Raw genomic sequence first — 24609 nt, 5'->3', positions numbered from 1 at the left:
CGCAACAGGTCACGCATCCGCGCGCCTTCCGCCCAGGCATCGGGGCCACGGGTACAGGCGCCGAGTGATCGGCGGCCTTCGCCGTCGCGTCGGCCGGCCGGCGAGGCCTGCCGCCTTCAGCCGCGCCTGAGGAAAAGCAGATAGACGGCCCCGAACACGACGACGATCGCAGCATTCGCGGCCAGCCGTTCCCAGAACCGGTCTCTGAGGAACAGAAAATCGACGCCGACGATGACGACAACCATCGCCAGCACACAAAGCACGGCAGCGACACGACCGCTCATTTGCGGAACCTCTTTTGCGGCCCACTCGCGCATGGACATAGCGCCCTGACGAGGCTCTGCAATACGCTCGGGCGCGCTGGCGGATAGGTCGCATCGGTCCGTGAGAGCGCTGTGGAGGCCGCAAGGCGCGCGTTCCCGGATCCGTGGCGTCCATGTCACGACCGCCGCGCAGAGGCCTGGAACCGGGATTGCCGCATGTTTAATCGGCAAATGCTCCGTAAACCGCTGAAATCCTTAACACGATTTTCATCCCGCTCGCCTACCCACTAGGAACATGAAAAAGCATGGCGAGCGGCTGGTTGCGGGTCCCTCTACCGAGGGGCGGAGCGAAGCCGTGGAAGCCGGCATCCTGCGCGATCAACTCGCCAATCTGGCCAAGGGTGTCTTCATCTCGATGCCCATCGGCACGGTGCTCTCGGCCCTGATCCTGGCCGTGCAGCTCTTGTCGGGCCGCGGCCCCGCGGCGGTGCTGTGGTTTATCGCGATCGCCCTGATAAATGGCGCGCGCGTGGTGCTTGCGCTCGCCCGATCTGAAGCGGCCGACGACCGGCCTCGGGCGATCGGCGCCCGGCTTTCCGTCTACGGCCTGCTGGCGCTTGCCTCGGGCGTCGCCTGGTCGTTCCTGGCACTGCTGAGCGACGGATACACGACCAGCCAGGCGCCGCTCTATCTCATCGTGCTTGCCGGCATTTCGGCCGGTTCGGTCACCTACGGCGCCTGCTACGCGCCGGCCTCGATCAATTTCATCACCCTACCGCTCCTCACCGCCGTCGGCTGCATTCTGGCCAAGGGCGGCGTTGAAAATTACGTGCTCGCCTTCACCATCCTGCTTTTCCTCGGCGGCATGATCAGGAGCGCGCTGCTCGGACAGTCCCGCTTCCGCGAGACGAGCCGCCTCAAATACGAGGCACGTGAATTCGCCGCCGAGATGGAGCGCAACTCGAGGCGCGACCCGCTGACGAATCTGCTCAACCGCTACGGGCTGGAGCAGGCGATCGCCAAGCTCGGGCCTTCCGACGGCCCGTTCGTGGCCATGCTGATCGACCTCGATGGCTTCAAATCCGTCAACGACACCTATGGCCACACCATCGGCGACGGCCTTCTGGTCAAGGTGGCGCGCCGGATCGAGGATCACGCCCCGCAGGGTGCCACGATCGCGCGCATCGGCGGCGACGAGTTCGTGCTGCTGTTTTCCGCCGGCAGGTCGCGGCAAGCGGCCGGCGCGCTTGCCTCCGCCATCATCGCGGCCATCGCCAATCCGGATCCGGAGTTGAATTCGGTGCGCGTCGGCGCCTCGATCGGCATCTACCAGTCGGAAAAGCCGCGCTTGACCGAGATGCTGCTCAAGGCGGATTTCGCGCTCTACGCGGCCAAGCGCGGCGGCCGGAACGAACATTGCCTCTTCGACGCCGGGCTGGACGCCGCGCTGGAACGCAAGAACCGCATCGAGCGCGACCTGCGCGGCGCCATCGAGACTGGCCGGCTCTGCTCCTGGTTCCAGCCTTTGGTGCGGCTCGACACCAATGCGGTCGTCGGTTTCGAGGCGCTGCTGCGCTGGCATCACGATGTCCATGGCGCCATCTCGCCGCCCGAGATCGTCACCGCTGCGCGCGAAACCGGCCTGCTTTCGCTGCTGACCGAAACGGTGTTCCTCAATTGCTGCGCCATGATCGGGGAACTGATGAGACATGGGCGCCAGGACGTCCGCGTCGCGATGAACCTCTCGCCGCGCGAGCTCGAGGCCGGCAATGTCGACGACATGATCCTCACCGGCCTGAAGGCGAAGAATGTGCCCGCCGCGATGCTGGAGATCGAGATCACCGAGGAGGCGCCGGTCGACCGCGCCCGGGTCGACGAAAAGGTTGGGCACCTGGCAGATGCCGGCATATCGATCGTGCTCGACGATTTCGGCACCGGCTTCTCGACCCTGGTTTCGCTGAAGGACAGCCGCATCCGCAAGATCAAGATCGACAAGGATTTCGTACGAAACCTGGCGAAATCCGTGGAGGACCAGGCGCTGGTCGAGGCGGTCATCGGCCTTGGCCACACGCTGGGGATAGAGGTGATGGCCGAGGGCGTCGAGACCGACGCCGACCGTATGATCCTGCGTTCGCTGGGCTGCGTGATTGCGCAAGGCTATCTGTTTTCGGCAGCGCTCCCGATGCCCGATGCGCTCGCCTTCGACGCCGCAGGCGCTGAGGTCATTTTCGAGCCGCTGCGCAATCCCCGCAGCGGCAACGCCGCCTGACTTGCCTGCGCGGGCATTCACCGTGATCCGGCTTGGAAGCAACCGCGAAAGGGCAGGGTAGCCGAGACGTCCAGCAACGCTCCCTTCCTTTCCCTCCGGAGGGGGGAAAGGTGGCGCTGCGAAGCAGCGACGGATTGGGGGAACCACGTGGCAATCAAGCCTCAGGTCGATCAGTCAATCACAGAAGATGTGTGCATAGCGTAGCCACTTGGTGGGCGAGGAAACGCTAGCCGCTTAGGGCCGCGGCCTTCACAAGCTTGGGTTTCTCGCCCCCGCGGGAGCGGGGGAGAGGTGGCTCGGCGAAGCCGAGACGGAGAGGGGGAGCGCCCTATGCGATTGGCCTGGGCGGCCCGCATGAAACCTTTTGATTTTTAGGCCGTTGTCGGCGCGATGCCCAAGGCCAAAGCCAAATCGAAGCCCGCCGAAACCGTCACACCGCGCGCGGTCCGCCAACCGCGCCCACAGAAGCGAGCGGGGAAGCCGAAGCCACGGCTGGAGAAGCCGCCCAAGCGTGCGCCTAAGCCGGCCGAACAGCCGCGCAAACCGCCCGAAGCCGGGCCCAAGCCGCCCGAGGAGAAAGCACCCGCCGATGCCGCGCCGGAGGCCATCGGCCATGCCGGGTCGCCGCCGCCCGAGGCCGCCGAGCCTGGTCCCGCGCTTTCGCCCGAGGAGGCCGAGCGGGCGCGCAAGAAATACCTGCTGCGGCGCTTCTGGATCAGCGGGCGCAGCTATTGGGGTTTGCGTGGCGACAGGCTCGCCTGGCCGCTGACGATCGGGCTGCTCACGCTGATCTGCGTCAATGTCGGTTTTCAATACGGCATCAACCGCTGGAACCGCGCGATCTTCGACGCCATCGAGCAGCGCGACGCCCACACCGTCTATGTCTTGAGCGCCATCTTCCTGCCGCTGGTCGCCAGCAGCATCAGCCTGGTCGTCGCGCAAGTCTATCTGCGCATGACCATGCAGCGTCGCTGGCGCTCCTGGCTGACCACGGCGGTCATCCAACGCTGGCTGGCCAGCGGCCGCTATTACCAGCTCAACCTCGTCAAGGGCGACCATGCCAACCCCGAGGCCCGCCTGACCGAGGATCTGCGCATCGCCACGGAGTCGCCCGTCGATTTCATCGCCGGCGTCCTCAACGCCTTCCTGTCGGCCTCGACCTTCATCGTCGTCTTGTGGACCATCGGCGGCGCGCTGAGCTTTACGCTGGGCGGCTCGGCCATCACCGTGCCCGGCTTCCTCGTCGTCACGGCGGTCATCTATGCGGCGATAACCTCGACGTCGATGTTCGCCATCGGCCGCCGCTTCGTCCAGCTTTCCGAAGACAAGAACCAGGCCGAAGCCGAGTTCCGCTACGTGCTGACCCGCGTGCGCGAGAATGGCGAGAGCATCGCGCTGCTGGGGGGCGAGGAAGAGGAGAATGCCGGCATCGACCGCACCTTCGCCGGCGTGCTCGGCCGCTGGGCGCGGCTCACCGGCCAGCACATGCGCACCACGCTGGTCTCGCAAGGCTCCAGCCTGTTCGCGCCGGTGGTGCCGGTGCTTCTATGCGCGCCGAAATTCCTCGACGGCTCGATGAGCCTTGGACAGGTCATGCAGGCAGCCTCCGCCTTCACTCTCGTGCAGGGAGCGTTCGGCTGGCTGGTCGACAATTATCCTCGACTCGCCGACTGGAACGCCTCGGCCCACCGCATCGCCTCGCTGATGATGTCGCTCGACGGGCTGGAGCGCGCCGAGCAGAACGACCGGCTGGGCCGCATCCAGCGCGGCGAGACCGAGGACGGCGCCATGCTCAGCCTCAGCGATCTTTCCGTGACGCTCGACGACGGCACCTCGGTGGTCAAGGAAACCGAGGTGGAGATCGAGCCCGGCGAGCGCGTGCTGGTCTCGGGTGAATCCGGCACCGGCAAGTCGACGCTGGTGCGCGCCATCGCCGGCCTGTGGCCCTGGGGCAGCGGCAGCGTCGATTTCCACCCGGGCAAGCGGCTTTTCATGCTGCCGCAGCGCCCCTACATCCCGTCCGGCACGCTGCGCCGCGCCACCGCCTATCCGGCCGCTGCCGACAACTGGAAGACGAAGGAGATCGACGCTGCCCTCGACAAGGTCGGCCTCTCCTATCTGAAGGACAGGCTGGAGGAAGAGGCGCCCTGGGACCAGACGCTGTCGGGCGGCGAAAAGCAGCGCCTGGCCTTCGCGCGCCTGTTGCTGCACGCGCCCGACATCGTCGTGCTCGACGAGGCGACCTCGGCGCTCGACGAGAAGAGCCAGGACAAGATGATGCGGACGGTGATCCGGGAGCTGCCCAGGGTCACCATCATCAGCGTCGCCCACCGCGCCGAGCTGGAGGCCTTTCATACGCGAAAAATCACGCTGGAACGGCGCGAGGGCGGCGCGCGGCTGGTGAGCGATATCGACCTCATGTCGCGCAGGAAGAAGCGCAGCATGCTGCAGCGGGCGTTGTGGGGGAGTGGGGCGAATGGCGGTAAGGGGTAGGGGTGCGCTCCAACGTTGTGGGTAATCACCAGCGGTGCTCCCCCGCTCCGTCTCGGCGCTGCGCGCCGAGCCACCTCTCCCCCACCTTTGGCGGGGGCGAGGAACCCAAGCTTACGAAGGCTGCGACCGTTGCAATTGGCGTTTCCTCGCCCCCATGAAATGGGGGAGAGGTGGCTCGGCGAAGCCGAGACGGAGAGGGGGCAGCGCCGGCGTCCGCGATGTTGCACCCGTCTTTGTGCCAACCGACGAACCTTGACGCCGTAAGCCGCCCCAGTCTGTAATCGCGCCAGACCAGGCCGACAGGGAGGACGCCACCCAATGGAAAAGATCATCCTCGACTGCGATCCGGGGCACGACGACGCCATCGCCATCCTGCTGGCCGCAGGCAACCCGAACATCGATCTGCTCGGCATCACCACGGTTTCGGGCAACCACAATGTCGAGAACACCACGCGCAACGCGCTCTCCACCTGCACGGCCTACGGCATCAAGGTGCCGGTGGCGAAGGGCTCGCCCGGCCCTTTGGTCAGCGACCAGGTGCTGGCCGTCGAGATCCACGGCGAGACCGGGCTCGACGGCCCCGAGCTGCCGCCGGCCTCCTTCGATCTCGACAGGCGGCATGCCGTCGACTTCATCATCGAGACGGTGATGGCGCATGAGCCGAAGACCGTCACGCTGGTGCCCGTCGGTCCCTACACCAACATCGCCTTGGCCATCCGCAAGGACCCGCGCATCATCGGGCGGGTGAAGAAGGTAGTCGCAATGGGCGGCAGCTACACGCGCGGCAACATCACGCCGGCGGCCGAGTTCAACGTCTATGCCGATCCGGAGGCCGCCGACGTGGTGTTCCGCGCTGACTGGGACGTCACCATGGTCGGCCTCGACCTTACACAAACCCAGGCGCTGGCCACTCCCGACCTCCAGGACAGGGTGCGTGCCGTCGGCGGCCCGATCGCCAAATTCATCCTCGACATCTGGGCGTTCATCGCGACCACGCATGGCGGCCTGCTGCAGATTGCGTATCCCGCCATCCACGATGCATGCTGCGTCGCCGCCTTGATCGATCCCGCAATCATCACCACCGAGAAGGCCGACATCCGCGTCGAGACTGCCGGACGCTGGACCAAGGGCATGACGGTCTGCAATTTCGAGAAGATGGGCGGCATGCGCCATTTCGGCGGCACTGCGGGCGAGCAGGTGAACTTCCGCCACACCGTGGCGATGAAGCTCGACCATCAAAAATTCTGCGACCTGATCGTCGACGCGCTCGAGCGGCTGAGCAGAAACAAGGCGTGACGACCCGGCCGAAGCCGGGCCACCCTCACAGCAAAAAAGTCTGCCGGTCGCGCAAGGTGGTCGCGATGGCGGCGATGCCGGTCTCGATCTCGCTTTTGTTGGCCAGGATCGCCTCGCTAGTCGCGCCCTCGATCAGCGAGCGCAGCAGTTCCGCCTGGCCGACCAGCACCGCGTCCTTTTCGGCCAGCGTGGCGAGCGTCGCGGCTTCCTGCCGGTAGCGCTGCGCCATGCGGTCGTTCTCCGGCACCGGCTGGTGGCGGATCAGCCCTTCCAGCCCGCCCACCTCGCTGCCCAGCCGCTCCAGCGCCTGGGCGTTGGCGACCACGGCCGGATCGGGGAAGGGATTGGCCCGCGTCGGCGGCGCGATCTTCTCGCGCCGGTAGCGGCCCTCGGCTTCGCCGAGCCCGGCCCGTGCCCGGCCGAGCAGCGAGCACGCCATCTGGCGCACCCGCTGGTCGTCGGCGCGAAGCTGGTTCTCCTGTCGGTAGAAATTGTAGCCATAGCCGTAGAACAGGTTGATGCCGACCTGCGCCAGCGGCCCGGCCTCGTAGAAGCGGCTCATCGCGTCGCGCCCACTTCGTCGCCCAGCGGATAGAAGCCGGTCGGCTGGCCGCCGATCTGGAACGGCACGCCGGCCGCCGCGTTGGGCGCCGAGACCAGGCCCTTGTCGGCCATACGCAGCGCCAGGTAATAGCGCACTGCCTCGATGGGGCTCAAACCGATCGCCTGCAGCGAGATCAATTCGCGCATGCGCTCGTCGCGCGGCATGATCAGCACCTTGAGGTCGTTCAGCATGATGCCGTAGACCTTGAGGAAATCGGTGAGATGCGCCTTCACCGCCTCGCGCACGTCGCTGATGCGCTCGTTGACGTTCTCCATCTTGGTGACCTGGATGATCTGGTTGATCGCCTGCTCGATGGCCGGGCCGGCATAGTCGGCGATCTCCTTGGTGTCGATCACCGCGCCCGCGAAGGGCATGTGGGTGATGAGGTCGAGCGCCTCTTCCTTGCTGTCGATGTGGATATAATAGTCCACCACATAGGACATCTCCGCCATCTCGGCGCTGGTCGCCACGCCCTCATTGCGCACCAGAAGCTTCGAGCGGTTGATGTAGATGACCTCGTAGACCCAGGGCGAGGAGCCGCCGAAGAAGCCCTGCACGACCGAGCCGACCAGCGGCTTGTCCGGCGTCTGCAGCGCATATTGCCCGGTCTCATAGACGTTGAGCACCGCGCCGCGCGACTTCAGGATGCAGAAATGGTTGCTTTCGACGGTGAGCAGCGAGCCCGAGACGATGCTCTCGTCGACGATCTTCATCGCCACGGTCCTGGTGCCCAGCGCATCCGTGCCGTCGCGCTGCAGAGACGTGATGACCTGCCTGGTGATTGCCATTGCATTTCCCTCGCTTGGTTGGAGGCGCGCCCCGCGCGTGCCTCATGGATTTACGACGTCAAAACAAAGAGTTGGAGCGGATAGGCGATTCAGCATGGCAGCCGCGCTAACGCGGCGAGCAGAGGCCCTTGCCCCTGAAGGATTGTTCGAGCCGCGCGGTGCGGTCGCTGCGCTGCCGGAAGCCGCCGTCGCCGTCGAGCAGGTATTTGGCCCGCTGCTTGCCCGGCGCCTGCGCCGCCGCCTTCTTCGAGGCCTGCTTGGCCGCTTGCCTGAGCGGCTTCAGCACCTCGGCCGCCTTGCGCTCGACCTCGGTGGCGACGCCAGGTTCTTGCAAGACGCGTGAGTCCTGCAAGGCGCGGCTGACGGCCTGGCCGAGCAGCTCCCGCCCCGTCTCGCCAAGCAGCGCTTCGCCAAGCAGGCCTTTTTCGCCCAGAAAACCCTTCTCGCCGAGAAAGCTCGAAACCGCCTTGGCGACATCGGCGATCTCGCCGCCTTCGCCGTCACCATCGTCGGAGGACGCGACCCGCGACGAAGCGCGCCGCCCGCCTTCCGGGCGCCCCAGTCGAGCTCGAGCGCCTTTTGCCTCGCTTCGTCCCTTGGCGAACCACTGCCAGGCGACGAAGCCGAGCGCGAGCAGAAACAGAAGATGCGACATGCCAAACCCCGCTCAAAATCTCAAATCGAAGGAGAGGGCAAAACAGACCCGTCACGCCACCCCGGGACAGCGCCCCGGGGTGGCGTGTTGGTGTTGAGCGTGCCGCTGCCCGCTCGGTGGTCCGCCTTGATTGCCCGCTTTGAAGATGCCGGAACGCGCCCGCTTCAGCGCGCCTTGCCGCCCGTTTCCGGTCGTCAACGGCCACGCCTGAGGCGTGTCAAAGACCGTTCCGTCGCCTATCCCCCTCCATCCCTTGCCTCATTTACAAAGACGTCTTCTTCGCCGGACGGGGCTGTCCGGGAACTCTGGATGGCATGCTGCCACCGTTGATAAGCGAAGACTGAAATGGCGGCCATACACATTGTCGCGAGCGGCCGGCGGCGGCCCTTTTCCTCGCCCCCGCAAAGCGGGGGCGAGGTGGCCGCGCAGCGGACGGAGAGGGGGCTGCGCCGGCGTCCGCGATTGCCTTCTCCCGGCGGTAGAGCAATCGCGAATATCGGCACTGCCCCTCACCCAGCCTCCGCTTCGCTCGGCTGACCTCTCCCCGGCGGGGAGAGGAGATTGTCAGCGCCGGCGCCAACCTCTTCTCCCCACCGGGGAGAAGGTGGCCGCGCAGCGGCCGGATGAGGGGGCAGCGCCGGCGTCTGCGCACCGCGCCCACCACGCAGCCGCTAAACAGTTTGTAGAGTGGCGCGGCGTTTCCAGAAAACGAAGAACCGCCTACAATTCCGCCACGCAAAACAGACTGGAACCACCGGGAAAGGGGAGCATCGCGATGAACGAAACCACGCCACTTGATCCGAGACCGCTTGCGGAGATCGCCAGCTATCACGCCCACATCTATTACGGCGGTGCGGCGCAGCGCCGGCAGGCCGAATGGCTGCGCGAGCGCATCGGCGAGCGATTTCGCGTGCGCCTCGGCAACTGGCGCGACGAGCCGGTCGGCCCGCACGAGCAGGCCATGTACCAGGTCTCCTTCGCCACCGAGATCTTCGCCACACTCGTCCCCTGGCTGATGCTGAATCACGGGGGCCTCAGCATCCTCATCCATCCCAACACCACCAACCCCAAGCGCGACCACCTGATCGACCCGATCTGGATCGGCCGCGCGCTCGGCGTGCATGGCGACGTGCTCGGCGAGGAGGACGAGGCGGAAGAGGCGCTGGAGGTGAACACGGAGCCGACGCTGGGGGTGTAACGGCGATGACGCTCTCCAAGGTGGAGCTTGGCTACCGAGCGGTTCGGCGGAGGACGAGGCGCCTTGAGCCAAGCGGCCTCAGGCTGCGAAGGGCGGCGGGAGTCAGGGCATTATATCAAATAGAGTCTTGAAGTCCGCCCGGGACAAGTGAGCGCGTGAGCTTCTGTTGGGCAACCTCCCAATCATCCGGCAGTTTGGAGGATAATTCCTTGAAGGGCCAAACCCTCATAATTGGCTCCAGTTCCAGCAACACGCACCTGAGTATATTGCGCGCAGAACTACAGAAATCTAGTCGGGTTTCGTAGCTCGCAATTTCCAGAACGTTCCTGTGAATAATCTTATCCGCACGATCGGCAAATTCAGGATGAGTGTCGAACCGGGGATTGTAGAAAATCTTCTCTTTAACCTTCCTAAAAATCTCGATCGATCCAAGAAGTAATATGCCGCCCGCTCCACTCCATAGGTATGGGTTTTGAAAAAAATAACCCTGCATCTCCTGATATTCTGCGGTTCTTTCGATGGTCTCGCATAGCTTCACGGCAAATAAATCCGCTTCAAACTCTTCGCTTCTAGAGTCATGTAATGCGTTGAATTTTCGACCGTGAGCGAGGCAGTGGTGTCCAAGTTCATGAGCGAGAGCGAAAATCTCCATCGCCGCAGCCATCTGTTCCATCAACAGCACCTCACTCCTAGTTGATGGCTTAAATTCCGTAAGACAATGAGTTCCCGTTAGTGCGTATGAGGTGAAGATGCTCCACCAGTAGAACAGCAAGTCTGGATTCCGGCGCAATTTGAGGCGCAGATCACTCTCTTTGTACAGGGTTCCTGTTGCGAAGGGCTGCAGGTTACAAGTTCGAACATACGCTCTGGCGATCAGTCCACAGTAGCGCGTAAAGTGTGTTCCCATCGCAATGATAGACTCACTGGTCATCGGAACGTTGATCGTGGAAACCAATGGGCCAGCTTTTGGTTCTACGACGAAATGTGCCTCTTCCGCCCGCAATCGATCCGTCGGCGATAAGCCACCCATCAGTGGTCTGACTAGCCGTCCCAACATCACCTCAGAGTTGCGATTTACACCTTCACTTGTAATCGGCGCAGATACTGCGAGTTGACGATTTCTTTCTCCGAGAATCTTTATCTCATCTAAATGCCACCCGGCATCCAGATAAGCTTGCGTAACGCGCTCTCGGTCCGTGTCGGTGACGGCATACTCCGGGTCTTGGAATGATGACCACTCATTGGCTCTGGCTCTATCTAAGAGCTGATTCCATAAGTCGACTGCCGCAGCCTTTTTCATTTCATCAGTAACTCGTTTGGTCATGGTTCGCTCAGCGGATTGCCGAATCGGAAAGCTTCGGCCGCGGTGCCGGCTCGGCTAATTTCCCTTGCTGATTTGTAGTCCTCCGAGTGATCAGAATCGGCCGTTGCGAAGACGCCCGAGCTCGGTGTCTACGAGTTCCACTGATAAAGCCAAGAAGTCGAAGCGTTCGTAAAGTGGGGCCATTAGTTGATGCATAAACTCAGTTAAATTGTCACGCAATTGAACAAGTGTCGCTTGACCAGTAAGCGTTATCTCTGCGGTATGGCTCACGCGGTCATCAAAGACCGCACGGTCATGATTTAGGCTCGTGAGATAACGATTGTTAAGCCCGGTAAAGCGGCACTCCACCGCGATAGCCTCAACATCTTCGAATGTCTCAGCAAAGCGCGTCGCAAAAAGAATACCTTCGCCAACGCGCCATACGGGCAGCGTAACGTCAATCGCGCTGCCGGGTGCGACCCGATCCGCCACGCTATCCTCGGTATAGCCTCGAATGGTGTAGAGCTTTCCGTCGCGCGAGGCTCTCCAGAAATCGGTATGCGCTGAATCTTCGAAGTTGCGGTTACGCGCCGATGGGCGACCGACCCACGCTTCCACGAAGTTCTCGTGAGGATAGGGAGCCCATTCCGGAGTAGCCATGCTAAGGAAGGCGGGCCACCCTGTGAGCCTAATCCGTCGCGCCACTTCCAATCTCCGCTGAAGTTCTACTAAGGTCGGCGCAGGCTGGCTGCCGACGAGAGAAAATCCCATTTCATAGTAGCCATGGGTGAAGAGACCCGGCGAATTGGCGGGCAACTCCTCGGCGAGTTCAGACCAGCGGGCGCGTGCTGCTTTGCAGAAGGTATGGAGCTCATCTCTCGCATTCGGCGGCAACGGCATAGTCTCGACGCGTCCCGAGACGATGGAGCGGATTGCCTCCAACATGTCTTCGCGTCCCGCCAGCACGCAGCGACGTAGAAGTGCCCTCCATTCCTCAACCGTCTGCGGTTCCTCGCTGCGTGGTCCGGGCTTCCGAACGTAGCAGCGGTTTTGTGAGATCACGCCCGGACTGTCCCTCCTGCTCATAACGGGCTCGGTCATATTTCCCGGGACTACAATGACTGGATGCGCGACCTGAGTAGCGGGGTGCGGGACGTTATAAAGTTCGCAATGAAATTCGGGCGTCGCGAAGCGGTGGATGGCAGCATTGACGATATCCTGCGAGATCTCAGGTACATTTGCCGGACGTGCAATCGGCGCGAGTTGGTGACCTTGATCCTCAAAGCCAAGTATGATGTAGCCTCCACCATGGTTGGCTAACGCAATAGCTGCTTTTGCCAAAACGGCCTTGTGTTCATTCGTGGTCAGGTCGAGCCAGTTCTTGTATTCGGCAGCGAGGTCCTCGCGCGGTTCGGTCAGGAGCGGCTGAAGTTCTTGTATTGTCGGCATAGATATCCTCGTGAAAGGAATTATTTTGATGCGGGAGCATGAAGGTTCGACTCGGCCAGCCGTTGAGTCCGTTGTTAAATGCCAGTTTGCCCTAGCTTATTGATCGTAGTCGGATCGCCTCGGGAAGTTTTCCAAGAATTTAGAAGATTGCTTTGGGAGGAGGCGGTATCTTGTCCCATCGCTCGGCAATCCCGAGGCATTCGGCCTCCAAGTGCTTGAACTTGGTCAGGCTATCGGTTGGCGCGCAATAAGAGACACCACCATAGATATCGACGGTAATGCATAGTTTATGCTCCGGTTCGGCGCCTTCTTCCGTGCTCGTCAGGCCAAGATAGCCCATCAAGAAGGCCGATTGCCAAACACCTGTCTCTGGCTTAAGGGCCTTGCCCTTTGAATAGCGAAGCATCAGTGCACCGATCTTGACCTTGTTGGTTTTGGTTAGCCGTCGCAGACGCATCTGAATGTCGGCCGTGACCTTAACGTTACCAAGGGTGATCGAAGGGCTCTTGCCGGGTACCAAGCGCTCAACATCTAGCGGCAGTTCGATCTCATCGACCTTTTTCACAAATTGGTCGATGTAGTCAGCGTTGTGATCATAAAGATCGCGCTCGAAATCGTCGTCGGCCAGTCGCGACCTCAGCTTGTTGGCAGTATTTTTTAGGTCTGAAATCTGGGGATTCTCAGTTCGCAGGAATTTGGATATACTTTGCTTCGCTTCGTCGTGCTGGACGACCCGAGCGAGCGATTGATACTTGCAACCTGTAATGATCGAACGTCGTTTGATCGGAGAAGACGACATGTAGTCGGCTAGGAAGCGTGCAGAAATTTGGGGTCTTTCGACAAGCCGATGTGTCTTTTGTTCAATCATGATTCGCCCTCCAGTGCCCGATGATGGACGAATTATACTTTAGCGTAAATATTGAAGAGGGAAGGACGTTGTGCTTGGCACCACTGACCGAGCGGCGCATTTCCATGTCCGGCCAAGAACTAGCTGATACGAGCGGCTATTTTCTGTTTGAGCAGCGCGGCGCCGGAGAATTTGCGACTGTCGAGATCATTGCTCAGATTCTGTCAGACGACGCCGTTTATCGACTGCGCGACGTTTTTAATATGAGTTAGGCAGTTCATTCGCATAGGGGGTCGCCAGAGTTTGAGCAACTGCTCGGCCTTCACCCGATCATTGTTGGGATGGACAGGTTGTGTCGTCATCAAACAACGAGATGCTCCGGTGCCTTTTGCCGGGACGCGCTGAAGGGTGCGCTGTCGTCGCTGCGGTTTCGTCAGTCACCTTTGTGAATGCCGCGCGGAAGTGGGCCTGGATCGTCCCAGTTCGCGCAGTAATGCAAACAGTTACTGCGACGTTGAGGCACGAGCGACAAATTGCCGGACGCGAAGCCCGGTCCTCGATTTATGATCGCCCTCGGTATCGCAAGCGAAGGTCTAGATGGTTCCGAAACTCTCCTCGGCGACTACGATTCTAGCTATCGGGCGGTGTGGTGGCAGGCCTTAGTTGTCACCTCCCGGCCAGCCGCGGCAGCAGAAAAATCTCCGCGCCCTTCGGCAGCTCCTTCCCCCACGTATCCCGATAAATCGTCCCATCGATCGCCACCGCGATCCCGCGGTCGATCCACGGCTCGATCCCGGGATACTATTCCGCCAGCCCCCTCATGCCCTTGGCCTCGATGTCGCGCTTGGCCATGCCTCCGGCGACAGCGCTGAGCGAACCCCAGACTTCGGCCAGACCGGGCCAGACTCGGCTCGCCCTCAACCCTCGTCCGGCACCACAAACGAAAGCGCGATCAGGTCGTCGACGTCGATGCCGCCATGGCCGTTGTCCAGCACGTCCGCGACCTTTTGAAAGGCCAGCATGTCATCCCTGCCGAGGTTGGCTTCCCTCAGCCTGTCCTGCAAACCCGCCACCTTGGTTTCCAACGTCGTGGACGTCTCGATCATGCTCGCCTCCGTTACTGTCCAACGGCCGCGTTCCAGATGCCCAGCATCAGGCACGTGAACACCACCGGGCCGATGAAAAGGCCGATTGCTATGCCCACGGCCACCGCAAAGCCCATGCGCTCCGCTTTCGCGGCAACCTTCGCAAGTTCGTCATCGGCCGGGATGGGATTGAGCATGGATAGATCGCGGAGCGCGCCGTTGTCGTTTGCGGGCACTTCGAACGGTTCGCGAAAAAGGAACTGCTGCTCGGGAAAGGGTTCGCTGGAGCTCATCCACATAGGGTCACGCTCCCGAAAACGGCGCCTTGTCGTGTCGTTCGAAAAGCGCCAGCTTGGCGGAATAGCCAAGCCTGAGCTTGGTCTTGCAGGCGTCGCATTGGAAGGTGCTCACCGCCTTGAACCATGAGCCATTTCTGATGATCGGCTGGTGGCAGTTTGGGCATTCATAGCGAAGACTGGCGTCCCGCAGCTCATCGGAAATCGACATTGTTCACCTCTGCCCCGGTTCTTGTTCTTTCATCGGATGCCCGCCAACTGTGGGCAGGTGGCGGGCGATCCGGCAGCCTGACGATGAAGGGACTGATTGCTCGTCAGTGCAGCCCTAATGTGATCGCGGGGTTAATGTTTCACGCGATGGACCAATGCGCCGGGGAGTGGGACCTCAGTCGGATCGGGAGCCGTATCAGTGGACCCTGATGCTGCCGAGGCATCGAAAGGGAGGGCGCTGTGTTGCCGATCGGCGCTGGCCGTCAGGAACATTAGCGCGCGCCAAGGGTTCTCTCAGGAAGCATCGCGCAGCCAGGTGGAATTATGGCCGAGTTGGCATTTGCTTTCGTGTATTGCTCGGGGCTGACCGGCCACGACATGGTGGGCGCTGTCGTGTCCTTGATGGCGGGGCTGCTTCTCTACAACGTCGTGCGCGAAGACCGGCCAAACCGATAACAATCCCGACAGATAACCGGCCCCGACGGATAACCAGAGTGTGCGGCCCGGCTCGAAAGCGGGGGGTGCCCTCGAGCCGGGTCTGACCGGCGGGGCGCACGGAGTAGGTACTAGGCGCCGGCTGATAGTAGTATATAAGTTATTGCTAAACTATCGCCATCCGATCGAAGGACGCTTCGGTCTCCCGCGCGCAGGGCGGCGAACCGAAAGTTCCATCATCCGCCAGCCAGCCGCGGCAACAGAAAAATCTCCGCGTCCTTCGGCAGTTCCTTGCTCCACGTATCGCGATAGATCGTCCCGTCGATCGCCACCGCGATCCCGCGATCGATCCAAGGCTCGATCCCGGGATACTGTTCCGCCAGCTTGCGGAACAGCTCCCTGATGTCCTTGGCCTCGATCTCGTGCTTGGCCTTGCCCCCGGCGACGGCGCTGAGCGAGCCCCAGAGGGTGACCTCGACCATTACCCCCAAATCCTCGTCGGGGTGGTGATGTCAGCTGAAAAACGCTTCGCGCTTTTCAGCATTAGCCTTCCCGCTCCGCGTCGAGCGCCGCGAGAATCCGCGGCGGCGACATCGGGATGTGGGTCATGCGCACGCCCACCGCGTTCGACACCGCGTTGGCGATCGCCGCCAGCGGCGGCACGATCGAGGTTTCGCCCACGCCGCGCACGCCATAGGGGTGGTTGGGGTTGGGGATTTCCAGGATCTGCGTGTCGATCATCGGGAGATCCGAGCAGACCGGGATGCGGTAGTCGAGGAAGCCCGCATTCTGCAGCCGCCCGTCCTTGCCGTAGATATACTCCTCGTTGAGCGCCCAGCCGATGCCTTGCGCCGCACCGCCCTGGTACTGGCCCTCGACATAGGTCGGGTGCACCGCCTTGCCGGCATCCTGCACCACCGTGTAGCGGATCACGCGGGTCGAGCCGGTCTCGGGGTCGACCTCGACGTCGCAGATATGCGTGGCGAAGGAGACGCCCGCGCCGTCGGCGACGAGCTCGCTATGGCCGGCGATCGGCCCGCCCGTGGTGCCCGACTTGGCCGCGATGTCCTTCAGCGACAGCGGCGACAGGTTGCCGTATTTCTCACCCTTGGCGATCGCGTGGCCCTTTTCCCAGACTACGTCGTCGACCGGGATATCCCACATCTGCGCCGCGCGATCGCGCAGGATCTTGATCGCGTTGCGCGCGGCCGAGATCGTCGCCATCGAGGAGGAGAAGGTGCCGCGGCTGCCGTCGGTCATGTCGTTGTAGCCCAGCGAAGAGGTGTCGGCGACGATCGCCTTGACGTTGCTGTAGTCGATGCCGAGCTCCTCCGCCGCCACCAGCGACAGCGACGCGCGCGAGCCGCCGACATCCACCGTGCCCACGGCCAGCGACACCGAGCCATCCATGCCGATGTTGAGGTCCGTGCAGGTCTGGCCGCCGAAGTTGAACCAGAAGCCGCAGGCCATGCCGCGTCCCTGGTTTGCTTTCAGCGGCGCCTTCATGTGCGGATGGCTCTTCACCGCCTCCAGCGTCGGCCCGATGCCGATCGGCCCGTAGACCGGACCGTAGGACGAGCGCGTGCCTTCCTGCGCGGCGTTCTTGATGCGGAACTCCACCGCATCCATGCCAAGCTCCTTGGCGAGCTCGTCCACCACGCTTTCCACGGCGAAGGCCGCCATCGGTGCCGAGGGCGCGCGATAGGCTGCCGTCTTCGGCCGGTTGACCAGCACCTCGAAGCCGACCGTCTTGACGTTTTCGAGCTTGTAGCAGGCGAACGCGGTCATCGCGCCGATCTCGGCCCAGGAGCCGGCATAGGGGCCGCAGCTATAGCGCAGCGTCGCTTCCGCGGCGGTGATGGTGCCGTCCTTCCTGGCGCCGATCCTGACGTCGATCGAGGTGGCGCTGGTCGGGCCCGAGGCGCGGAACACCTCGTCGCGGGTCATCACCAGCTTCACCGGGCGGCCGGCCTTGCGCGACAGCGCGAGCGCCACCGGCTCGGCCCAGACATGGGTCTTGCCGCCGAAACCGCCGCCGATCTCCGACGAGGTGACGCGCAGCTTCGAGGCTTCCAGCCCAAGCAACTGGGCGCAATGCTGGCGATAGACGAAATGGCCTTGCGTGCAGACCCAGAGATCCGCCGTGCCGTCCGGGTTGACGCTCGCCACGCAGGCATGCGGCTCGATATAGCCCTGATGCGTCTGCTCGGTCTTGAAGGAGCGCTCGACGACGAAATCGGCCTGGGCAAAGCCCTTGTGGACATCGCCATGGCCGAACTGGGTGCGCTTGGTGATGTTGGAGGGTTTCGCCGGCTTTTCCTCGAGGCCTTCGGTGAAGACCTGGTCGTTGATCAGCGGCGCATGATGCTGCGCGGCCTCGTCGACATCGGTCACATGCGGCAGCACCTCATAGTCGACCTCGATCAGCTTCAGCGCCTGGCGGGCGGTGCGGGCGTCGATCGCCGCCACCGCGGCCACCGCGTGGCCGTCATAGAGCGCCTTCTTGCGCGCCATCGAGTTGTCGAGGATGTCGTACATGGCGGCGTCGCCGTCGGTGAGGTCCGGCAGGTCCTTCGCCGTGATCACCGCCTTCACGCCGGCGAGCTTTTCCGCCTTCGACGTGTCGATCTTCTTGATCACCGCATGCGCGTGCGGGCTGCGCAGCACCCGGCCGACCAACTGTCCGGCCATGTTGAAGTCGGCGCCGTAGCGGGCGCGTCCGGTCACCTTGTCGATGCCGTCGGGGCGGATCGGGCGCGTGCCGACGGAAGAGAACTTGCGTCCCGAAAAGCGCGGATCGAAATTCATGATCAGGCTCCCTTCATCACTTCAGCCGCGTCCTGGACGGCGCGCACGATCTTGTCATAACCGGTGCAGCGGCACAGATTGCCGGCCAGCCCGAAGCGGATTTCCTCCTCGGTGGGCGAGGGGTTCTTGGCCAAGAGGTCCTTGGCCGCAATCAGGAAACCTGGCGTGCAGATGCCGCATTGCAAGGCCGCATGCTCCAGGAATTTCTGCTGCAGCGGGTGCAGCTGGTCGCCATGCGCCATGCCTTCGATGGTCTCGACCTTGCGGCCTTCGGCTTCCGCGCCCAGCACTAGGCAGGAGCAGACCAGCCTGCCGTCGACGATGACGCTGCAGGCGCCGCAGTCGCCGGTGCCGCAGCCTTCCTTGGCGCCGGTCAGGCCCAGGCGATCGCGCAGCACTTCCAGCAGCGTCTCGTCGGGCTGGCACAGATACTCGACGGCATCGCCGTTGATCGTGGTTGATACAGCTACACCGGCCATTATTTGCCTCCCGCACGCTTGTAGGCGATTGCCGCGACGCGCCTTGCCAGCACGCCCGCGACCTTCCGTCTGAATTCGATGGTGCCGCGCTTGTCGTCGATCGGGCGGCAGGCGCCGGCGCAGATCTTCGCCAGCCGCTCCAGCGTTCCTTCGTCGAGCTTCGAGCCGACCAGCACCTGGCCTGCTTCCTCGACCAGCAGCACCGTCGGTGCGGCGGCGCCCAGCGCCACGCGCGCGGTCTTGATCGCGCCCTTGTCGTCCAGCGTCAGGTTGACGCCGGCGCTCACCACCGCGATGTCCATCTCGGTGCGCGGAATGAAGCGCAGATAGGCGTCGCCCCCATGCTCAGGCCGCTTGTCGAGCAGGATCGCCTCGATGATCTCGCCCTTGGCAAGCGATGTGCGGCCCGGTCCCGTCGGCACACTCTCCACGGCAATGGTCCGCTTGCCCGAAGGTCCGGCGACGACCGCTTGTGCCGCGGCCGCCACCAGCGCCGGCACGCTGTCGGCGGCGGGTGATGCGTTGCACAGATTGCCGGTGATGGTGCAGCGGCCCTGCACCTGCTTGGAGCCGATCAAATTGGCCGCCTCGACGACGCCCGGCCATGCCTTGCGCAGCGCCTTGTTCTCGCCCAGCACCGCGCAGGGCACCGCGGCGCCGATGCGGAAACCGTCAGCCGTTTCGGTGACGTCGGCCAGGCCGCCTATGCGCTTGATGTCGACGATCAGTTCGGGCTCGATGAAGCCGCCCTTCATCCTGACCAGGAGGTCGCTGCCTCCGGCCAGGATCGCGGCCGGTCCTACCGCCTTGGCGAGCTCGCCAACGGCATCTTCGATTGAAAGCGGACGTATGTAACGCATCGTCTCCCCTTGGTGATCGCCATGTCGCCGGCCGTTATGAGGGGCCGGGTGATAGCGACCGTTATAAAGCGTCTGGTTATAATGGCCATCCCGTTCGTGCATGTCCGGGTTGGGCCAGAGCCCTGTTCCAGATGCGCCCAGCGGGCGGGCCAGGGCGTTGCGGCCGTGGTTAGTCGCCCGACCTCCATACCGGCTCGAACGACACGTTGCGCAACCCCGCCTTGCCCACCCGCTCGACGAACACGTCATTGACGAAGACCGGGGAAGCCCGCATCGGCAGCTTGAACACTTCCGCCGTCCCGATCTTGGCGGCATCGAAAGCGTATCGCTCGATCGCCAATATGTCGCCGTCGTCGAAACGGACGATCTGCGAGCGCGCCTCGTCCAGCGCGTCGATCACATTGGTCACATTGAGCAGCCAGACCTTCTCGCCGCGCAGCGGGATCAACTCGCCATAAGGCCGCAGCGTCGCCGCCAGCGCATCAACGGCCGGCTGGCGCAACAGCGGCGCATGCCCACCGAGCCACGGGAAATCGGAATAGAGCCGCTCGCCTTCCTCGATATGCCGCATCACAGGCGGCTCCCTGCCTTCCAGCGAGCGCCCGTCGAGGCTGAAGAAGACCTCGTAAGTGTCGTCATCGACCGGCAGCACCCATTCCTGCCCCTCCGACACCGCGAATTGATGGATGGTCGTCATTGCCTGGTGGCTCCGCCGCTTTCGATGAAGGTCCGGCGATGACGGCGCTGTGCCGGATTGCGACGCCCGGCGGCCGCCGAAAGCGCGCGAGGAATCATGCAACGGTACAAATCGCTATTCAAGGCCGCGCTATCCAGTCCGCTCGCCGGTTGGTAAACGTCGCGGCCGGTGCTCCGGGGATAGCGCCTGGCTCGAATGAAAGGTCGGATCGCGAAAGAATGGCCAAGAAGTTCGCTTTTCTCCTGGTGCGCGATTTCACGCTGTCGCCGCTGTCGCTGTTCATCGACACGCTGCGGCTCGCCGGCGACGAGGGCGACCGCAGCCGCAGGATCGAATTCGACTGGGAGATCGTCGGCGAGCGCGGCCTGCCGATCCGCGCCAGCTGCGGCGTCGAATTGCTGCCGACCCGGGCGATGGGCAATCCTGAGGATTTCGACAATGTCGTGGTGGTCGGCGGCCTGCTCGACACCAACCGCAAGCTGAGCTCGGAAAAGGAGGCGTTCCTGATGCGCGCGGCCGCAAAGGGCGTGCCGCTTACCGCGCTCTGCACCGGCAGCTTCGTGCTGGCGCGCTACGGTCTGCTCGACGGCTACAGCGCCGCGGTCAGCTGGTTCCACATCAAGGATTTTCGCGCCGAGTTCCCCGATGTGAATGCCCATGCCGACAGCCTCTATTCCGTCGATCGCGGCCGCGCCACCTGCGCCGGCGGCACGGGTGCTGCCGACCTCGCCGGCTATTTCGTTTCGCAATTCATCGGCCAGAAGGCGGCGGAGAAGGCCGCCAAGATCCTGGTGCTCGACCGCATCCGCTCCAGCCGCGACGTGCAGCCGGTCGGCGACCTTTTTCCTGCCGCCGCGAGCCGCGCGGTGAAGCGGGCGCTGCTTCTGATGGAAAGCAATCTGCTGGAAACGCTCTCCGTGGCCGAGATCGCCGCCCGGCAGAACTGCTCGCGCCGCCAGCTTGAGCGCCTGTTCGGCGCCGAGCTCGGAATCGGCCCGATGGCCGCCTATCTGGCGCTCAGGGTGCATTACGCCAGGTCGCTGCTCGAAGGCAGCGACCTGCCGATCGGCGAGATCGCCTATCGCTGCGGCTTCCCCAATGCCGGCCATTTCAGCCGCGTCTTCCGCCAGCAGACCGGCATCACGCCGACCCGTCTCAGGCACCCGAACCGCGCGGTTGCTGCCGCGAAATGATCGGGATCCGCGATGACCCTGGTCGCCTCGCATGACCGGTCTGGCCGATTGCGCCGGCAATGGAGCGGACCATAGCATCCCGTCCAGGTGCCGCCGCCTTTAACGCCTTCGGAGAGCCATGCCGCATTATCCCGACGCCATGCCCGGATCGAAAACCCTGTTCGAGCGCGCCAGGAAGGTGATGCCGGGCGGCAACACGCGCACCACGGTCTTCGTCGATCCGTTCCCGATCTATGCCGCGCGCGGCGAAGGGTGCAGGGTCTGGGATGTCGACGGCAATGCCTATTACGACTGCATCAACAATTTCACCTCGATGATCCATGGCTACGCGCACCCCGATGTCACAGCGGCCGTTGTCGAGCAGTTGCCGTTTGGCACGGCCTTCGGCGCCCCGACGCTGAGCGAGGTCGAGCTTGCCGAGTTGCTGGTCGAGCGGCTGCCCTCGGTTGACCAGGTCCGCTTCACCAATTCCGGCACCGAAGGCGTGATGATGGCGATCAAGGCCGCGCGCGCCTTCACCGGCCGGCCGAAGATCGTCAAGATCGAGGGAGCCTATCACGGCTCCTACGATTTCGCCGAAGTGAGCCTGGATTCCTCGCCCGCCAACTGGGGCGACCTGCCGAGGTCGACGCCCTATGCCAAGGGCACGCCGCGCGGCGTGCTGGACGACGTGATCGCCGTGCCTTTCAACGATACAGAAGCGCTGCGCGCCGTCTTCGCCGCCGAGGGCGACAGCATCGCGGCCGTGCTGATCGACCCGATGCCCAACCGTGCAGGCCTCATCCCGGCGCGCCGGGACTATCTCCACGCCATGGCCGAGATCGCGCATGCGGCGGGCGCACTGGTCATCTTCGATGAGGTCATCTCGTTCCGCCTCGGATGGTCGGGCGCGCAAGGCTTGTGGGGCATCGAGCCCGACCTGACGGCGTTGGGCAAGATCATCGGCGGCGGCTTCCCTGTCGGCGCCGTGGGTGGCCGCGCCGATGTCATGGCGGTGTTCGATCCGACCGCCGGCAAGCCCGCGCTTCCGCATGGCGGCACCTTCACCGCCAATCCGGTGACCATGCGCGCCGGCCTTGCCTCGATGCGGGCACTGACGAAGGACAGCTTTGCCCATCTCGATTGTCTCGGCGCATCCTTGCGCGAAGGGGTCACCGCCTCATTCGAGAAGCATGGGCTTGCCGGCCAATGCGTTGGCCTCGGCTCGCTGTTCAAGATTCATTTCACCTCGCACCCCGTCACGGATTACCGCTCCATCTATCCCGGCCAGGCCGAGCGGAAAAAATTCGACGTCTTCCACAAGGGCTTGCTCGGCCGAGGCGTGCTGTCCGCCAGCTACGGCCTGTTCGCCCTGTCGACGCCGATGACCGAGGAAGATGCCGGCGCCATCCTCCAGGCGATCGACGAGACCTTGGGCGACGTCGCCGCGCAGTCCTGAAGCAGGCGGACCATAAGATGACAGCTTCCCCTCATGTCGTGGTGATCGGCGCGGGCACGCTGGGCATGTGCACGGCGCTCAACCTCGTCGAGCAGGGCGCGCGCGTCACGGTGCTCGAGGCGCAGTCGATTGCCTCGGGGTCGAGCGGCAGGTCGGTCGGCGTCGTCGGATCGCAGCTGACCGACCCGTTCGAGATCATGCTGCGCGTTCACGCGCTGCGCTGGTTTCGCCAATGGGAAGGCGAGGGGCTTCGCTTCAACCATATCGGCTATCTGCGGCTGGCGCGCACGCCGGCGCAGATGGCGCTGTTCGCGAGATCGGTCGAGATCCAGGGCGAGGCGGGTTTGAGATCGCGCTTGGTCCGCGCGAACGAGCTGAGGCAGCTCGTCCCGCACATCAATCCTGATGGGCTCGAAGGCGGATTGTTCGGACCCGACAACGGCTTCCTCGATCCGCACGAGATGTGCAATTTCCTGGCGGGCATCGTCCGCGCCAAGGGCGGCGAGATCCGCCAGTACCGCAAGCTGCTCGGCGCACTGAGGCGCCCGGGCGGTTATACGCTGGAGACCGGCGGCGGCTCGGTTGACTGCGACGCCGTCGTCAATGCCGGCGGCGCCTGGGCGCCGCAGGTGGCTGCGCTGTTCGGCCAGCACCTGCACATCTGGCCCGAGCGCCACGAGGCAGTCGTCATCCATCTCGACGAGCCGCTCGATTACATCATGCCGATGGTCATGGACCTTGTGAACGGTGAGGGCAGCGGCCTCAACTTCCGCCACGAAAAGCCGGGCGAGTTGATCGCCGAGATCCACAAGGTGAACTCGATCGCGCCGGAAGACCCCGACAATTACAACGACCAGTGCGAGGAGCAGTCGAAGGTCGATCTGGCCGAGTTGCTGCTGGAACGCGTGCCCGATCTGCCGGGCGCGCGGCTCGGCCGGGGCTGGGCGGGCCTTTACCCGGTCACCGCCGACCATCGCCCCTTCGTCGGACCGATCGACCCCTCGGAACCGTCACTGATCACCGCCGCCAGCGCCGGCGGCTACGGTATCCAGCTTGCCCCGGTGATCGGCCAGATCTCTGCGGACTGGGTGCTTCGGGGCTCACCTGTTTCGGTGCCCGGTTCACAGAGCCTCGCGCCGTCGGCTGAGCGCAACGTCCCCGGTCACTGATCGATGATCCTGTCAGATGCCGGTCGTGGGCCAGCTTGAAACTTGAAGCAACGCCAATGACCCGGCGTCGTATATGATGAAGGCGCCGATCGCGATCAGGGCGAACGGCACAAGCCAATGGCCGTAGCGCCGGATCGGCGCACCCAAGGCCGGGTGGTTCACCAGCCAGTGCGCGAAGATCAGCCAAACCGCCACGCCTGTTGCGAAGACCGCAAGCGTAACGCCAATTTCGGCCTTGGTGCTAGTGGCAAAGACCGGTGTGTAAATGCCGATATTGTCGCTGCCGTTCGCCACCGTGACTGCCGCCACCGCAAATATGTTTCCCAATCCGGGCTTGGGAGTGCTCGCTTCGTCGTCATCGCCCCCGCGCCAAAGGTCGTAGAGTTTTTTCAGGCCTATCAGGATCGGCAGGAAGCCGAGCAGGCCGACATACGCCGGCGCGAGCACCAGCGAAACGAGAGATGCAACAAGGCTGACGGCAACCAGCACCGCGAATCCCAGGCATTGCCCAATGACGACTTGATGGGCGTGGAACTTGCGATGCCCAAAGAAGCCAAGCAGGACGAAAATGTCGTCGATGTTGGACGCCGCAAACAGGGTGGCGGCCACGCCGATGGTGCTGAGCATGTGGAGTTTCCGGCTTCATTGGCGAAGCTTGTCGCCTACCGCCAGGGCTTCGGTCAATGCGCTGCCGAGAAGCTTCGCGTCGCGGACAATGTCGCACCGGTCGAAGCCGGGAAGTCACACAACGCTTAGCCGTCAAACGGGCCCATC

At 63.5% G+C, this 24609-nt stretch carries 25 protein-coding genes; 9 read left to right on the top strand and 16 right to left on the bottom strand.

Annotation, left to right across the window (positions count from 1 at the left end):
• Positions 1 to 116: 116 nt before the first annotated feature.
• A complete protein-coding gene (locus RFM41_RS26610) occupies positions 117 to 284 on the bottom strand; it encodes a hypothetical protein (RefSeq protein WP_320252421.1) in 168 nt (55 codons plus the stop codon).
• A 334-nt stretch (positions 285 to 618) separates the two neighbouring features.
• Between RFM41_RS26610 and RFM41_RS26605 the strand changes: the two genes are divergently transcribed.
• The 3 genes from RFM41_RS26605 to RFM41_RS26595 all read left to right on the top strand — a co-directional run bounded on the left by RFM41_RS26605 (position 619) and on the right by RFM41_RS26595 (position 6321).
• The gene (locus RFM41_RS26605; RefSeq protein WP_320319311.1) at positions 619 to 2532 is read left to right on the top strand and encodes a putative bifunctional diguanylate cyclase/phosphodiesterase; all 1914 of its coding nucleotides are present in this window, start codon (positions 619 to 621) and stop codon (positions 2530 to 2532) included.
• A gap of 390 nt (positions 2533 to 2922) precedes the next feature.
• Positions 2923 to 5025, top strand: a complete 2103-nt coding sequence (locus RFM41_RS26600) for an ABC transporter ATP-binding protein/permease (protein ID WP_320252423.1) — start codon at positions 2923 to 2925, stop codon at positions 5023 to 5025.
• A gap of 318 nt (positions 5026 to 5343) precedes the next feature.
• Complete coding sequence (locus RFM41_RS26595; RefSeq protein ID WP_320252424.1) at positions 5344 to 6321, top strand: nucleoside hydrolase; 978 nt, start codon at positions 5344 to 5346, stop codon at positions 6319 to 6321.
• A gap of 25 nt (positions 6322 to 6346) precedes the next feature.
• Here the strand turns inward: RFM41_RS26595 and RFM41_RS26590 are convergent, their stop codons facing one another.
• The 3 genes from RFM41_RS26590 to RFM41_RS26580 all read right to left on the bottom strand — a co-directional run bounded on the left by RFM41_RS26590 (position 6347) and on the right by RFM41_RS26580 (position 8368).
• Positions 6347 to 6883, bottom strand: a complete 537-nt coding sequence (locus RFM41_RS26590; RefSeq protein ID WP_320252425.1) for a hypothetical protein — start codon at positions 6881 to 6883, stop codon at positions 6347 to 6349.
• Positions 6880 to 7713 carry an SPFH domain-containing protein gene (locus RFM41_RS26585; protein ID WP_112125397.1) on the bottom strand — a complete coding sequence of 278 codons (834 nt, stop codon included), beginning with the start codon at positions 7711 to 7713 and terminating at the stop codon, positions 6880 to 6882. The genes RFM41_RS26590 and RFM41_RS26585 overlap by 4 nt, the downstream gene beginning before the upstream one ends.
• 106 nt (positions 7714 to 7819) lie before the next feature.
• A complete protein-coding gene (locus tag RFM41_RS26580; RefSeq protein WP_320252426.1) occupies positions 7820 to 8368 on the bottom strand; it encodes a hypothetical protein in 549 nt (182 codons plus the stop codon).
• 775 nt (positions 8369 to 9143) lie between these two features.
• Here RFM41_RS26580 and RFM41_RS26575 point away from each other — a divergent pair.
• Complete coding sequence (locus tag RFM41_RS26575) at positions 9144 to 9566, top strand: DOPA 4,5-dioxygenase family protein (RefSeq protein WP_320252427.1); 423 nt, start codon at positions 9144 to 9146, stop codon at positions 9564 to 9566.
• A gap of 115 nt (positions 9567 to 9681) precedes the next feature.
• On the opposite strand, the gene RFM41_RS26570 is transcribed toward RFM41_RS26575, so the two are convergent.
• From RFM41_RS26570 to RFM41_RS26560, 3 genes are all read right to left on the bottom strand, one after another.
• Positions 9682 to 10890 carry a M48 family metalloprotease gene (locus RFM41_RS26570; RefSeq protein ID WP_320252428.1) on the bottom strand — a complete coding sequence of 403 codons (1209 nt, stop codon included), beginning with the start codon at positions 10888 to 10890 and terminating at the stop codon, positions 9682 to 9684.
• A gap of 90 nt (positions 10891 to 10980) precedes the next feature.
• Positions 10981 to 12318 carry an AlbA family DNA-binding domain-containing protein gene (locus tag RFM41_RS26565; RefSeq protein WP_320252429.1) on the bottom strand — a complete coding sequence of 446 codons (1338 nt, stop codon included), beginning with the start codon at positions 12316 to 12318 and terminating at the stop codon, positions 10981 to 10983.
• Between the two features lie 139 nt (positions 12319 to 12457).
• Entirely contained in the window at positions 12458 to 13186 is a 729-nt protein-coding gene (locus tag RFM41_RS26560; protein WP_320252430.1) for a hypothetical protein, read from the bottom strand.
• Between the two features lie 74 nt (positions 13187 to 13260).
• On the opposite strand from RFM41_RS26560, the gene RFM41_RS26555 reads away from it, so the two are divergent.
• Positions 13261 to 13437: a hypothetical protein gene (locus RFM41_RS26555; RefSeq protein ID WP_320252431.1), complete on the top strand. Its 177-nt coding sequence runs from the start codon at positions 13261 to 13263 to the stop codon at positions 13435 to 13437.
• A 645-nt stretch (positions 13438 to 14082) separates the two neighbouring features.
• Here RFM41_RS26555 and RFM41_RS26550 read toward each other — a convergent pair.
• The 3 genes from RFM41_RS26550 to RFM41_RS26540 are packed head-to-tail and all read right to left on the bottom strand — an operon-like array spanning position 14083 to position 14757.
• The gene (locus RFM41_RS26550) at positions 14083 to 14271 is read right to left on the bottom strand and encodes a hypothetical protein (RefSeq protein WP_320252432.1); all 189 of its coding nucleotides are present in this window, start codon (positions 14269 to 14271) and stop codon (positions 14083 to 14085) included.
• A gap of 11 nt (positions 14272 to 14282) precedes the next feature.
• Complete coding sequence (locus tag RFM41_RS26545; RefSeq protein ID WP_320252433.1) at positions 14283 to 14543, bottom strand: hypothetical protein; 261 nt, start codon at positions 14541 to 14543, stop codon at positions 14283 to 14285.
• 10 nt (positions 14544 to 14553) lie between these two features.
• Positions 14554 to 14757, bottom strand: a complete 204-nt coding sequence (locus tag RFM41_RS26540; RefSeq protein ID WP_320252434.1) for a hypothetical protein — start codon at positions 14755 to 14757, stop codon at positions 14554 to 14556.
• 323 nt (positions 14758 to 15080) lie between these two features.
• On the opposite strand from RFM41_RS26540, the gene RFM41_RS26535 reads away from it, so the two are divergent.
• On the top strand, positions 15081 to 15212 hold the full coding sequence (locus tag RFM41_RS26535) for a hypothetical protein (protein ID WP_320252435.1): 132 nt from the start codon (positions 15081 to 15083) through the stop codon (positions 15210 to 15212).
• A gap of 215 nt (positions 15213 to 15427) precedes the next feature.
• Here RFM41_RS26535 and RFM41_RS26530 read toward each other — a convergent pair whose 3' ends face one another.
• The 5 genes from RFM41_RS26530 to RFM41_RS26510 form a co-directional block, all read right to left on the bottom strand.
• A complete protein-coding gene (locus RFM41_RS26530; RefSeq protein ID WP_320252436.1) occupies positions 15428 to 15673 on the bottom strand; it encodes a MoaD/ThiS family protein in 246 nt (81 codons plus the stop codon).
• A gap of 61 nt (positions 15674 to 15734) precedes the next feature.
• A complete protein-coding gene (locus RFM41_RS26525) occupies positions 15735 to 17999 on the bottom strand; it encodes a xanthine dehydrogenase family protein molybdopterin-binding subunit (RefSeq protein ID WP_320252437.1) in 2265 nt (754 codons plus the stop codon).
• A 2-nt stretch (positions 18000 to 18001) separates the two neighbouring features.
• The gene (locus RFM41_RS26520; RefSeq protein WP_127865144.1) at positions 18002 to 18478 is read right to left on the bottom strand and encodes a (2Fe-2S)-binding protein; all 477 of its coding nucleotides are present in this window, start codon (positions 18476 to 18478) and stop codon (positions 18002 to 18004) included.
• A complete protein-coding gene (locus RFM41_RS26515) occupies positions 18478 to 19338 on the bottom strand; it encodes an FAD binding domain-containing protein (protein ID WP_320252438.1) in 861 nt (286 codons plus the stop codon). Before RFM41_RS26515 ends, RFM41_RS26520 begins: the two co-directional genes overlap by 1 nt.
• A 169-nt stretch (positions 19339 to 19507) precedes the next feature.
• Positions 19508 to 20035, bottom strand: coding sequence for an imm11 family protein (locus RFM41_RS26510; protein ID WP_320252439.1), 528 nt, complete (start codon positions 20033 to 20035; stop codon positions 19508 to 19510).
• Positions 20036 to 20253: 218 nt separating this feature from the next.
• Between RFM41_RS26510 and RFM41_RS26505 the strand changes: the two genes are divergently transcribed.
• The 3 genes from RFM41_RS26505 (at position 20254) to RFM41_RS26495 (ending at position 23835) form a co-directional block, all read left to right on the top strand.
• Complete coding sequence (locus RFM41_RS26505) at positions 20254 to 21228, top strand: GlxA family transcriptional regulator (protein ID WP_320252440.1); 975 nt, start codon at positions 20254 to 20256, stop codon at positions 21226 to 21228.
• Positions 21229 to 21346: 118 nt separating this feature from the next.
• Positions 21347 to 22666 carry an aspartate aminotransferase family protein gene (locus tag RFM41_RS26500; protein ID WP_320252441.1) on the top strand — a complete coding sequence of 440 codons (1320 nt, stop codon included), beginning with the start codon at positions 21347 to 21349 and terminating at the stop codon, positions 22664 to 22666.
• A gap of 17 nt (positions 22667 to 22683) precedes the next feature.
• Positions 22684 to 23835 (top strand): NAD(P)/FAD-dependent oxidoreductase, encoded by a 1152-nt coding sequence (locus tag RFM41_RS26495; protein ID WP_320252442.1) that lies wholly within the window; start codon positions 22684 to 22686, stop codon positions 23833 to 23835.
• Between the two features lie 12 nt (positions 23836 to 23847).
• Here the strand turns inward: RFM41_RS26495 and RFM41_RS26490 are convergent, their stop codons facing one another.
• The gene (locus RFM41_RS26490) at positions 23848 to 24462 is read right to left on the bottom strand and encodes a cadmium resistance transporter (RefSeq protein ID WP_320252443.1); all 615 of its coding nucleotides are present in this window, start codon (positions 24460 to 24462) and stop codon (positions 23848 to 23850) included.
• Positions 24463 to 24609 lie beyond the last annotated feature (147 nt).

The organism is Mesorhizobium vachelliae (genome assembly GCF_033977325.1).
Taxonomy (GTDB): domain Bacteria; phylum Pseudomonadota; class Alphaproteobacteria; order Rhizobiales; family Rhizobiaceae; genus Mesorhizobium; species Mesorhizobium vachelliae.
This window is presented reverse-complemented; position numbering and strand designations above follow the sequence as displayed.

Bases quoted from the DNA above. Each gene is read 5' to 3' on its own strand.
- RFM41_RS26545 (WP_320252433.1), bottom strand. From the start codon at position 14,543: ATGAGCTCCAGCGAACCCTTTCCCGAGCAGCAGTTCCTTTTTCGCGAA.
- RFM41_RS26535 (WP_320252435.1), top strand. From the start codon at position 15,081: ATGGCCGAGTTGGCATTTGCTTTCGTGTATTGCTCGGGGCTGACCGGC.
- RFM41_RS26525 (WP_320252437.1), bottom strand. From the start codon at position 17,999: ATGAATTTCGATCCGCGCTTTTCGGGACGCAAGTTCTCTTCCGTCGGC.
- RFM41_RS26495 (WP_320252442.1), top strand. From the start codon at position 22,684: ATGACAGCTTCCCCTCATGTCGTGGTGATCGGCGCGGGCACGCTGGGC.
- RFM41_RS26530 (WP_320252436.1), bottom strand. From the start codon at position 15,673: ATGGTCGAGGTCACCCTCTGGGGCTCGCTCAGCGCCGTCGCCGGGGGC.
- RFM41_RS26575 (WP_320252427.1), top strand. From the start codon at position 9,144: ATGAACGAAACCACGCCACTTGATCCGAGACCGCTTGCGGAGATCGCC.
- RFM41_RS26550 (WP_320252432.1), bottom strand. From the start codon at position 14,271: ATGATCGAGACGTCCACGACGTTGGAAACCAAGGTGGCGGGTTTGCAG.
- RFM41_RS26505 (WP_320252440.1), top strand. From the start codon at position 20,254: ATGGCCAAGAAGTTCGCTTTTCTCCTGGTGCGCGATTTCACGCTGTCG.
- RFM41_RS26570 (WP_320252428.1), bottom strand. From the start codon at position 10,890: ATGACCAAACGAGTTACTGATGAAATGAAAAAGGCTGCGGCAGTCGAC.
- RFM41_RS26515 (WP_320252438.1), bottom strand. From the start codon at position 19,338: ATGCGTTACATACGTCCGCTTTCAATCGAAGATGCCGTTGGCGAGCTC.
- RFM41_RS26595 (WP_320252424.1), top strand. From the start codon at position 5,344: ATGGAAAAGATCATCCTCGACTGCGATCCGGGGCACGACGACGCCATC.
- RFM41_RS26600 (WP_320252423.1), top strand. From the start codon at position 2,923: ATGCCCAAGGCCAAAGCCAAATCGAAGCCCGCCGAAACCGTCACACCG.
- RFM41_RS26510 (WP_320252439.1), bottom strand. From the start codon at position 20,035: ATGACGACCATCCATCAATTCGCGGTGTCGGAGGGGCAGGAATGGGTG.
- RFM41_RS26500 (WP_320252441.1), top strand. From the start codon at position 21,347: ATGCCGCATTATCCCGACGCCATGCCCGGATCGAAAACCCTGTTCGAG.
- RFM41_RS26540 (WP_320252434.1), bottom strand. From the start codon at position 14,757: ATGTCGATTTCCGATGAGCTGCGGGACGCCAGTCTTCGCTATGAATGC.
- RFM41_RS26610 (WP_320252421.1), bottom strand. From the start codon at position 284: ATGAGCGGTCGTGTCGCTGCCGTGCTTTGTGTGCTGGCGATGGTTGTC.
- RFM41_RS26565 (WP_320252429.1), bottom strand. From the start codon at position 12,318: ATGCCGACAATACAAGAACTTCAGCCGCTCCTGACCGAACCGCGCGAG.
- RFM41_RS26560 (WP_320252430.1), bottom strand. From the start codon at position 13,186: ATGATTGAACAAAAGACACATCGGCTTGTCGAAAGACCCCAAATTTCT.
- RFM41_RS26590 (WP_320252425.1), bottom strand. From the start codon at position 6,883: ATGAGCCGCTTCTACGAGGCCGGGCCGCTGGCGCAGGTCGGCATCAAC.
- RFM41_RS26520 (WP_127865144.1), bottom strand. From the start codon at position 18,478: ATGGCCGGTGTAGCTGTATCAACCACGATCAACGGCGATGCCGTCGAG.
- RFM41_RS26585 (WP_112125397.1), bottom strand. From the start codon at position 7,713: ATGGCAATCACCAGGCAGGTCATCACGTCTCTGCAGCGCGACGGCACG.
- RFM41_RS26580 (WP_320252426.1), bottom strand. From the start codon at position 8,368: ATGTCGCATCTTCTGTTTCTGCTCGCGCTCGGCTTCGTCGCCTGGCAG.
- RFM41_RS26490 (WP_320252443.1), bottom strand. From the start codon at position 24,462: ATGCTCAGCACCATCGGCGTGGCCGCCACCCTGTTTGCGGCGTCCAAC.